The 6,956-nt window shown below is 65.4% G+C and carries 9 protein-coding genes; 8 read left to right on the forward strand and 1 reads right to left on the reverse strand.

All coding sequences use genetic code 11. The annotated features are described in order from the left end of the window. The first annotated feature begins 90 nt into the window (after positions 1-90). Positions 91-1,032 carry an ABC transporter permease gene (locus tag VGV58_RS08535; protein WP_326873538.1) on the forward strand — a complete coding sequence of 314 codons (942 nt, stop codon included), beginning with the start codon at positions 91-93 and terminating at the stop codon, positions 1,030-1,032. 17 nt (positions 1,033-1,049) lie between these two features. Continuing rightward, entirely contained in the window at positions 1,050-1,913 is an 864-nt protein-coding gene (locus VGV58_RS08540; protein WP_326873597.1) for an ABC transporter permease, read from the forward strand. A gap of 138 nt (positions 1,914-2,051) precedes the next feature. On the opposite strand, the gene VGV58_RS08545 is transcribed toward VGV58_RS08540, so the two are convergent. Then, on the reverse strand, positions 2,052-2,351 hold the full coding sequence (locus tag VGV58_RS08545; protein WP_326873539.1) for an antibiotic biosynthesis monooxygenase family protein: 300 nt from the start codon (positions 2,349-2,351) through the stop codon (positions 2,052-2,054). A gap of 179 nt (positions 2,352-2,530) precedes the next feature. Here VGV58_RS08545 and VGV58_RS08550 point away from each other — a divergent pair, with 179 nt between their 5' ends. The 6 genes from VGV58_RS08550 to VGV58_RS08575 all read left to right on the forward strand — a co-directional run. Further along, positions 2,531-3,463 carry an N-carbamoyl-D-amino-acid hydrolase gene (locus tag VGV58_RS08550; protein ID WP_326873540.1) on the forward strand — a complete coding sequence of 311 codons (933 nt, stop codon included), beginning with the start codon at positions 2,531-2,533 and terminating at the stop codon, positions 3,461-3,463. 127 nt (positions 3,464-3,590) lie between these two features. Then, complete coding sequence (locus VGV58_RS08555; protein ID WP_326873541.1) at positions 3,591-4,196, forward strand: hypothetical protein; 606 nt, start codon at positions 3,591-3,593, stop codon at positions 4,194-4,196. Between the two features lie 39 nt (positions 4,197-4,235). Then, positions 4,236-5,402: an amidohydrolase/deacetylase family metallohydrolase gene (locus VGV58_RS08560; RefSeq protein ID WP_326873542.1), complete on the forward strand. Its 1,167-nt coding sequence runs from the start codon at positions 4,236-4,238 to the stop codon at positions 5,400-5,402. Positions 5,403-5,531: 129 nt separating this feature from the next. Next, positions 5,532-6,056 (forward strand): GNAT family N-acetyltransferase, encoded by a 525-nt coding sequence (locus VGV58_RS08565; protein WP_326873543.1) that lies wholly within the window; start codon positions 5,532-5,534, stop codon positions 6,054-6,056. Continuing rightward, complete coding sequence (locus VGV58_RS08570) at positions 6,053-6,511, forward strand: RidA family protein (RefSeq protein ID WP_326873544.1); 459 nt, start codon at positions 6,053-6,055, stop codon at positions 6,509-6,511. Before VGV58_RS08565 ends, VGV58_RS08570 begins: the two co-directional genes overlap by 4 nt. Continuing rightward, the coding region (locus VGV58_RS08575) for an alanine racemase (RefSeq protein WP_326873545.1) at positions 6,508-6,956 on the forward strand (449 nt) is incomplete at its 3' end. The genes VGV58_RS08570 and VGV58_RS08575, both read left to right, overlap by 4 nt.

The following is a 6,956-nucleotide window of genomic DNA, read 5'->3' on the forward strand; positions in this document are numbered from 1 at the left end:
CCCGGGACGCAGCTCCAAACAAGCCCGCCGGAGTTGTCGGGACCACCATCCCGACAAGTTCGGCGCCAGCAGCGGCAACTCAGGGGTTCGATGCTCGCTTTCATCGTCAGACGCATTATCTCGACGATCCCCGTCATGGCTTTCGTGGCGCTGTTCGTCTTCTCGCTCCTCTACATCGCGCCAGGCGATCCGGCGGCCGTGATCGCCGGCGACCAGGCCTCGCCTGCCGATGTCGAGCGCATCCGCGCCAGCCTGGGCCTCGACCGGCCCTATCTGGTCCGCTTCGGCGAATGGTTCTTCCGGGTGCTGCAGGGCGATCTCGGCACCTCGATCTTCACCTCGCTGCCGGTGACGCAACTGATCGGCCAGCGCATCGAGCCGACCTTGTCGCTGATGGTGCTGACGCTGATCCTGGCGGTGACAATCGCCGTGCCGCTCGGCGTCATCGCGGCCTGGAAGGCCGGCACCTGGGTCGACCGCGCCGTGGTCGGCTTCGCTGTGTTCGGCTTCTCGGTCCCGGTTTTCGTGATCGGCTACCTGCTCGCTTATGTCTTCGCGCTCAAGCTCGACTGGGTGCCGGTGCAGGGCTACACGCCGATCGCGCAGGGCATCTGGCCCTGGTTCAAGAACCTGATCCTGCCCTCGATCACACTGGGCACGGTCTATATCGCGCTGATCGCGCGCATTACCCGCGCGACCATGCTCGAGGTGCTGCAGCAGGACTATGTCCGCACCGCCCAGGCCAAGGGCGTCGGCAGCCGTGACGTGCTCTTCCTGCATTCGCTGAAGAACGCGGCGGTGCCGGTGGTCACCATCATCGGCATCGGCGTCGCGCTGCTGATCGGCGGCGCCGTCGTCACCGAAAGCGTCTTCGCCATCCCCGGGCTCGGCCGGCTGACCCTCGATGCGATCCTGCGGCGCGACTATCCGGTCATCCAGGGCGTCGTGCTGATCTTCTCCTTCGTCTACGTGCTGGTGAACCTGGCCGTGGACCTGATCTACACCCTCGTCGATCCGAGGATACGCTATTGACCGCTCCAGCTGCCCCACTGCCCCTGGCGGATGAAGCCGGCGCGGCCAAGCCGCCCAAGCGCTCCTATCTGCGCAAGCACCCTTCGGTCGCGATCGGCGGCTTCCTGCTGCTGGCGATGATCTTCATCGCCGTCTTCGCGCCGCTGCTCTTTACGGTCGATCCGACCGCGATCTCGACGGCGCGGCGCACGCGCGTGCCGTCCGAGCTCTACTGGTTCGGCACCGACATGCTCGGCCGGGACATCTATTCGCGCGTCGTCTATGGCGCGCGGGTCTCGCTGATCGTCGGCTTCTCGGTCGCGATCCTGGCCTCGGTCGCGGGTCTGGCGATCGGGTTGTTCTCCGGCTTCGTGCGCTGGGCCGACGGCATCGTCATGCGCGTCATCGACGGCATGATGTCGATCCCGCCGATCCTGCTCGCCATCGCCCTGATGGCGTTGACGCGCGGTTCGGTCGGCAACGTCATCCTCGCCATCACCATCGCCGAGATCCCGCGCGTCGCCCGTCTTGTTCGAAGCGTCGTGCTCTCCCTGCGCGAGCAGCCCTATGTCGAGGCGGCGATCTCGAACGGCGCCCGCGTGCCGCGCATCATCATCAAGCACATCCTGCCCAACACGATCGCGCCGATGACGGTGCAGGCGACCTATATCTGCGCCAGCGCCATGATCATCGAGGCGATCCTGTCCTTCATCGGCGCGGGCGTGCCGCCGGCGACCCCGTCCTGGGGCAACATCATGGCCGAGGGCAGGGCACTCTGGCAGGTCAGGCCGCACATCGTTTTCTTCCCGGCGCTGTTCCTGTCGATCACCGTGCTGGCTGTGAACCTGCTCGGCGACGGATTGCGCGACTCGCTCGATCCACGCCTGGCCAAGAGCATCTGAAGGCGGTTCGACGTCATGTCCTGCGCTGTCGTCGGGCCTCGTCGAAGCTCGATCCGCTTGGCGAATTGGCCCGCTTTTGGGCCAATTCATTCTCCTGGCAATGCTGTTGCCTGCAATGATGGCGCCAGCGGCCGCGTGCTAGGCGCGCAGGTCAAGGACGACGTCGCCGGACACCGCATCGGTGACGCCGAGGCCACCGCCAAGGTCCTCGAGTGTGTCGCGGAAGCTGCCCAGCGTCGCGATCATCTGGTCGCGGGCGCCCTTCAGGGCAGCAAGGTCCGCCCATTCGCCGATCAGGCAATAGGCGTGGTCGCCGGTCTTGATGATGTGGCCTCTCGCAAGGCCGGGCCAATTGGCCTTGCCCTGGCGGTGGGCGTCGAGGAATTCCACCTCCCGTCCGGGCTTGATGCGGAAGCGGACGACGTTGAACGTGGCCATGGCCTTGATCCGCAGCTCGATGCTGCCTCGGCAGCCGCGGCCGGCGCTTCCGGACCGAGCCCAGAGGGAACGCCTGACGGTATTGTCGCGCCCGTACTCGCGCAATGGCGCACAAGGATAGCGCTGTTCGCTTCGCGCAACATCTTCGAGCAACGACCAAGCACAGCAGGAGCCTTCCGATGCCTCGTATCCTGACCGTCGGCGCAGCTCAGCTCGGTCCGATCCAGCGCGAGGAGAGCCGCGGCTCTGCCGTTGCCCGGATGATCGAGCTGATGCGCCAGGCGAAGTCGAATGGCTGCGACCTCGTCGTCTATCCCGAGGCGGCGCTGACCGCCTTCTTCCCGCATTGGTGGATGGACGACGAAGACGAGATCGACGGGTATTTCGAGAGCGCCATGCCTTCGAACGAGACGGCACCGCTCTTTGCCGAGGCCGAGCGGCTCGGCATCGGCTTCCATCTCGGCTATCCGGAACTGGCTTTCGAGGATGGCCGCAAGCGCCGCTTCAACACTGCGATCATCGTCGACAAGTCGGGCAAGATCGTCGGCAAGTACCGCAAGATCCATCTGCCGGGGCATCCCGAGCATCGGCCGGATGCTGTCTTCCAGAACCTCGAAAAGCGCTATTTCGAGACCGGCAATCTCGGCTGGCCGGTCTGGGAGACCATGGGCGGGCGGCTCGGCATGATGATCTGCAACGACCGGCGCTGGCCCGAGAGCTATCGTGTCATGGGGCTGCAGGGCGTCGAGATGATCGTGCTGGGCTACAACACGCCCAAGCACAATCCGCCGGCGCCCGCTCACGACCGGCTCGGCAATTTCCACAATCAGCTCGTCATGCAGGCCGGCGCCTACCAGAATGCGACCTGGGTCGTCGGCGTCGCCAAAGCCGGGCTCGAGGCCGGCGTCGACCAGATCGGCGGCTCCTGCATCATCGCCCCGACCGGCGAGGTCGTGGCGCAGGCGGTGACGGAGGATGACGAACTCGTCGTCGCGCGCTGCGATCTCGACCTCGGCAACAGCTACAAGAACTCGACCTTCAATTTCGCGAAGCATCGCGAGCCGCAAACCTACGGCATGATCGTCGAACGCAAGGGCGCGGTGATCGCGTGAGCGCTGCCGGCGCATGCGCCGCATTCCCCGGACGCAGTCGGGAACCGTCCCTGACCCGACCAAGGGCTCCCCGAAGCCGCGTCCGCTCGTCGAGCGATGGATGCGGCGCCTCGACAGGAGTGCTGACATGGCCGCCGAACCCTTGAACAAGAAATTCTTCGTTTCGGACGACCCCGCTGACCAGGCCGACATCACCTACCACAATATGGCCGCACGCGGCCTCGCGAGCGGGCCTCAGAACGGCGGCATGTCACATGTCCAGCGTATCCATCTCAATGTCGGACAGCACTATTTCCGCTTCTGCGATTCGCAGCGTTTCGCCAAAGGCTGGAAAGATGCCGCCTCCGGCTGCTGGTGGGCGGACTACGAGGTGTTCGTGAAGGTGAAGCAGGCGGCGCAGCGCCACGGCACGATCCAGCGCTACGCCAAGAGTATCCGCTCGTCGCGGCTCGCCTATGCCGCCAAGCTCTATTTCGCCATTCCCTATGAATGGGGCGATTGCGGTTCGCTGGTGATCGCCCGGCTCAATGTCCGGCTCGACGCCTATAAGGGGCGCGGGCTTCCCGCCTATTACAATCGTGATCCGCACAAGGCCGATAAGCGGGATCGCAAGACCGACTACGTTCCGATCCAGGATCCGACCATATCGCAGCTCTATATTCCGGGCCTGCGAGGGCGTCTCAAGACCGTCTTTACCGTTATCCAGAAGGGCGATACGGCCAGTTTCGCCTGAATGCGAAGCATCCGCCGCCCGGTTTCCCAGGGAGCTGTCATGACTCACGATCTCATCCTCAAGGGCGGTAGGGTCATCGACCCGTCGCAGAAGCATGACGGCGTCATCGACGTTGCCTTCACCGACGGGAAGGTCTCGGGTTTCGGCAAAGACCTGAAGGGAGCCAAGGAGGTCCGCGACGTCTCCGGCTACATCGTCACGCCGGGGCTGATCGACCTGCACACCCATGTCTACTGGGGCGGCACCTCGCTCGGCATCGACGCCGACGAGTTCTGCCGTGCCTCGGGCGTCACCACCTCTGTCGATACCGGCTCGGCCGGCCCCGGCAACTGGCCCGGCTTCCGCAAGCACGTCATCGAGAAGAGCCAGGCTCGCATCCTCGCCTATCTCCATGTCTCGCATGCCGGCATCTACGGCTTCGACCACCGCGTCATGGTCGGCGAGAGCGGTGATCTCAGGCTGATGAACCCGATCGATTGCGTCGAGGTCGCCGACAAGAACCGCGATCTGATCGTCGGCATCAAGGTCCGTGTCGGCCTGCACGCCTCGGGAACATCAGGCACCGTGCCGCTCAATATCGCGCTGCAGGTCGCCAACGAGGTCGGCATGCCGCTGATGTGCCATATCGACCATCCGCCGCCGTCCTATGAGGAAGTCATCGGCATGCTGCGCCCCGGCGACGTGCTGACCCACGCCTTCCGTCCGTTCCCGAACGCACCCTCGACCGCGCAGGGCACGGTGAAGCCCGAGGTGCTGGCTGCCCGCAAGCGTGGCGTCATCTTCGATATCGGCCACGGCAAGGGCTCGTTCTCGTTCAAGACGACCCGCGCCATGCTCGCCAACGGCTTCGAGCCGGACGTGATCTCCTCCGACGTGCACAAGCTCTGCATCAACGGCCCTGCCTATGACCAGGTCACCACCATGTCGAAGTTCCTCTGCATGGGCATGAGCCTGAACAACGTGATCGCCGCCTCGACCGTGAACGCGGCAATGGCGCTGAAGCGGATGGAATACGGCTCGCTCAAGGTCGGCTCGCTCGGCGACGCGACCGTGCTTACCGTCAAGGAAGGCAAGTTCGATTATGTCGACGTCGTCGGCGAGCACCTGATCGGCGATCGCAAAATCGTCTCAGAGGGCGTGGTCCTGAAGGGCGCCTGGTGGCACCCCAAGCGCAGCAACAAGTTCAGGAAGGTCGAGGCGGCGTAAGGCGCAAGCGTCATTCTCGGGCGAAGCGTAGCGCAGACCCGAGAATCTCTGGACCAGAGGGCGCCAATTTGCGCCTCCTCCGGCCTGAGATGCTCGGGGCAGGCCCGAGCATGACGCGCAGTCGATCTGATGATCACATCCACATCCTCCTGGCGCGCCATGGCCGCCGCCGACCTGCCGGCCGTGATGGCCGTGGCGGCCGAGGTGCATCCGGATTATCCGGAGGGCGAGGCGGTCTTCGCCGAACGGCTCGCGCTCCATCCGGCCGGTTGCCTCGTGCTGCCGGGCGGGGAGGGGATCGGCGGCTATGTGCTGAGCCATCCATGGCGGCTCGGGCAGGTGCCGGCGCTCGATAGCCTGCTCGGCGCTTTGCCCGGTGATGCCGACGCCCTTTACATCCATGATCTCGCTCTGCTGCCGGGGGCGCGCGGCGGTGGCGCCGCCTCGGCCTGCGTCGATCGGCTGGCGGCGCATGCCCGCGCTTCGGGCTTTGCCCGGATGGCTCTGGTCGCCGTCGGCAACTCGGCCGGCTTCTGGCGTCGCCAGGGCTTTCGCGAGGCGCATGACGAAGCTCTTGCCCGCAAGCTTGCGAGCTATGACGATGCGGCCCGCTATCTGGTCCGCGATTTGAAAGACGATGGGAGAAACGCATGAGTGCCGATGACAAGCTCAGGGAATTGGGCCTGACCCTGCCGGACGTGCCGACCCCGGTCGCGACCTATGTCAGCTTCAAGCGCGTCGGCGATTTCATCTACCTCTCCGGCCAGGGCCCCAAGCGTGCCGACGGCACCTATCCGACCGGCAAGGTCGGCGCCGGCGTCTCGATCGAGGAAGCCTATGAGCACGCCAAGCAGACCGGTCTCGGCCTGCTCGCGGCGATGAAGAAGGCAGCCGGCTCGCTCGATAAGATCGAGGTGGTGAAGCTGCTCGGCATGGTCAATGCCGCCCCCGACTTCTCGCAGCATCCCAAGGTCATCAATGGCTGCTCGGACCTGTTCGTCGCCGTGCTCGGCGACAATGGCCGCCATGCCCGCTCCGCCGTCGGCATGGGCTCGCTGCCCAACAACATGACCGTCGAGATCGAAGTCATCGTCCGGGTGCTGCCGTGACGACTGCCCTCGCTGAAGAGATCGCCCGCGTCTACGGCACGCCGGCGGTCGTCATCGACCTCGACAAGGTCGAGGCCAATATCGCTCGGCTCCAGGCCGCCTGCGACGCCGCCGGCGTCGCCAACCGCCCGCATATCAAGACGCATAAATCGCCCGAGCTGGCGCGGCTCCAGGTCGCAGCCGGGGCGCGCGGCATCACCTGCCAGAAGCTCGGCGAGGCCGAGGTCATGGCCGATGGCGGCATCGACGACATCCTGATCAGCTACAACATTCTGGGCGAGGAGAAGCTCGGACGCCTCGGCGCCTTGCAAAGGCGCGTCCGCATGATCGTTGCCGCTGACAACCCCGTCACCATCGCCGGCCTGCCGAAGGCAGCAGAGATCGCCGGGCGCAATCTCGAGGTCGTGGTCGAGTGCGACACCGGCCGCAAGCGCGCCGGCGTCGA

Origin of the sequence: Allobosea sp. (assembly GCF_035944895.1) — a bacterium.
GTDB lineage: Bacteria > Pseudomonadota > Alphaproteobacteria > Rhizobiales > Beijerinckiaceae > Allobosea.